The 2606-nt window shown below is 69.4% G+C and carries 3 protein-coding genes; 1 reads left to right on the top strand and 2 read right to left on the bottom strand.

From position 1 onward, the window contains the following. On the bottom strand, positions 1–375 hold a 375-nt coding region (locus HY68_RS40865; protein ID WP_241778636.1), incomplete at its 3' end, for a DUF5685 family protein. Positions 376–684: 309 nt separating this feature from the next. Here HY68_RS40865 and sepF point away from each other — a divergent pair. Continuing rightward, positions 685–1122, top strand: a complete 438-nt coding sequence (gene sepF / locus HY68_RS21290) for a cell division protein SepF (RefSeq protein ID WP_041991196.1) — start codon at positions 685–687, stop codon at positions 1120–1122. Between the two features lie 50 nt (positions 1123–1172). Here the strand turns inward: sepF and HY68_RS43925 are convergent, their stop codons facing one another. Further along, on the bottom strand, positions 1173–2417 hold the full coding sequence (locus tag HY68_RS43925; RefSeq protein WP_078863707.1) for an acyl-CoA dehydrogenase family protein: 1245 nt from the start codon (positions 2415–2417) through the stop codon (positions 1173–1175). Between the last annotated feature and the right edge of the window lie 189 nt (positions 2418–2606).

The raw sequence follows: 2606 nt of genomic DNA, 5'->3' as shown, positions 1-2606 counted from the left end.
CACCCGGCGCGCCGCCGCCGCCAGCGGCCGGCGCCTCAACAGCCCGTCGCCGTCGGCGACGTGGTCCCGTATCTTCGCCGACGCCAGCACCAGGGAGACGGCGGCGGCGAGCCGCGCGCCCTCACCTCTTGCCACCGGGGCGGTCCGCATCCCGCGCAGCGGGCAGGGACCTGCTGTACGCCGCTGCCCGGCGGTGCGCCCGGTCTGAGCCTCCGTCAGGACGGAGACGATCAGGCCGTCGTAGTTGGTCACAACCCGGGAGAACTGTCCGTGGTCCGAGCGAAGTGCCAGGCACAGCCCACAGAGATGGGCCGTCCACTCGGTCTTGAGGCTGCCCGCCAGCCGATGGGCGCAGGGCCTGACTATTCCGAACACGACCGTCCCCCGGGTGCGTCGTCCTTGGGCTGTCGCCAGCCGTTTCTCGCTCGTTCTCGTGTGCGAAACGCATCGTATCGAGTGACGGTTCACCCGAACGTCCCCTGCGTCACCCGTCTGGCCCGAAATTCATATTTCGTGCCGAGCCATGGCCCGTACCCAGGAAGAACCTTGACGAACCGCCACATCTTCTGCACCAGTACCGTCACGAATCGCCTCTGCGGCGGCTATCCCCTTGGCGCTCAATCCGCATTATGGACGACGATAGAGAAGCGGAACCACAAGTGACCGCGGTGAAAGGAGGCGTCCATGGGATCGGTGCGCAAGGCGAGTGCCTGGCTGGGCCTCGTTGAGGACAACGACGAGCGGTACTACGACGACGACGAGTACGCCGAAGGTGCGGAGAGCGGCGAAGCCTGGAAGACCGACCCCCGGGTGCGGGTCGCCTCCCAGCCCGCCCCCGAGCAGGACCGCAGGATCGCCACCGTCTCCCCGGAGAGCTTCCGGGACGCCCGGAGCATCGGCGAGCTCTTCCGGGACGGCGTCCCGGTCATCATGAACCTCACTTCCATGGAGCCCGCCGACGCCAAGCGCGTCGTCGACTTCGCCGCCGGGCTGATCTTCGGACTGCACGGTTCGATCGACCGCGTCGCCACCCGGGTCTTTCTGCTGACCCCCGGTGACACCGAGATCGTCTCCGGCGATTCGGCCGGCCGTACGCAGGGCGGCTTCTTCAATCAGAGCTGAGCAGGGCGCTCACCGGTTCACGCCGGGTTCACCGGCACTTACCACCGGGTTCACCGGAACGCGTCGAGACCGGTGAGCGCCTTGCCCAGGACGAGTTGATGCATCTCGACGGTGCCCTCGTAGGTGAGCACCGACTCAAGATTCGTGGCGTGCCGCATCACGGGATATTCGAGCGAGATCCCATTGGCGCCGAGAATGGTCCGTGCCGTGCGGCAGATCTCGATCGCCTCCCGCACATTGTTGAGCTTGCCGAAACTGACCTGCTCGGGGCGGAGCCGCCCCGCGTCCATGCGCAGCCCGATGTGGTGGGCGAGCAGGATGCCCTTGTGCAGTTCGAGGGCCATGTCGGCGAGTTTGGCCTGGGTGAGCTGGAAGCCGCCGATGGGCCGGCCGAACTGCTCCCGGGTCTTCGCGTAGTCGAGGGCCGCCTCGAAGCTGGCGCGCGCGGCGCCCATGGCGCCCCAGATGATTCCGTACCGCGCGTGGTTCAGACAGCCGAGCGGGCCGCGCAGCCCGGTGGCCTCCGGCAGGACGGCGTCGGCGGGCAGCCGTACGTCGTCGAGGACCAGTTCGCTGGTGACCGAGGCGCGCAGCGACCACTTGTGCTTGATCTCGGGGGCGGTGAAGCCGGCGGTCCCGGCGGGCACCAGAAAGCCGCGGATGCCGTCGTCCGTCTGCGCCCAGACGACGGCGACGCCCGCCACCGTGCCGTTGGTGATCCACATCTTGCGTCCGGTGAGCAGCCAGTCGGAGCCGTCCCGCCTGGCGTAGGTGCGCATGCCCGCCGGGTCGGAGCCGTGGTCGGGCTCGGTGAGGCCGAAGCAGCCGATGATCTCGCCCGCCGCCATGCCGGGCAGCCAGCGCTGCCGCTGCTCCTCGGAGCCGAAGCGGTGGATCGCGTACATGGCGAGGGAGCCCTGGACGGAGACGAGCGAGCGGATGCCCGAGTCGGCGGCTTCCAGCTCCAGACAGGTCAGGCCGTACTGGACGGCGGTGGCGCCGGCGCAGCCGTATCCGGTCAGCGACATCCCGAGCGCGCCGATGGCGCCGAGCTCGCGGGCCAGTTCGCGGATGCCGGGCAGCTCGCCGCTCTCGTACCACTCGGCGACATGCGGCAGCACCCGGTCGGCGGCCCAGTCCCTGACGGTCCCCCTGATCGCCAGGTCCTCGGGGCTGAGCAGGTCGTCGATGCCGAGCGGGTCGTGGGGGTCGAAGGAGGGCCGCTTCGACCCCGAAGAACCTGAAGAACCCGAAGGCCCTGATGAATCCGAGGAAGGGGCTGACGGTGCTGACATGGCGCTGCCTCCGGCGGCTCGCACGGACTGAAGCTCGAACTCGGTCTGCTCACGACCAAAACTAGCAGCGGTAGTTAGAGATGACGGGCCGACCCCGCCTGCCGGGGAGCGGCCCTGCTCGCCGGTACGGCGAGCGGCCCCGCCCCGGCCCGCGCGCCACGCTGCTCCGCGCCGCCCTGCTTGACCAGC

Source organism: Streptomyces sp. AcH 505, from assembly GCF_000818175.1.
GTDB lineage: Bacteria > Actinomycetota > Actinomycetes > Streptomycetales > Streptomycetaceae > Streptomyces.
The sequence above is the reverse complement of the archived record's forward strand: the minus strand, read 5'-3'. Positions and strand labels throughout refer to the sequence as shown.

Bases quoted from the DNA above. Each gene is read 5' to 3' on its own strand.
- sepF (WP_041991196.1), top strand. From the start codon at position 685: ATGGGATCGGTGCGCAAGGCGAGTGCCTGGCTGGGCCTCGTTGAGGAC.
- HY68_RS43925 (WP_078863707.1), bottom strand. From the start codon at position 2,417: ATGTCAGCACCGTCAGCCCCTTCCTCGGATTCATCAGGGCCTTCGGGT.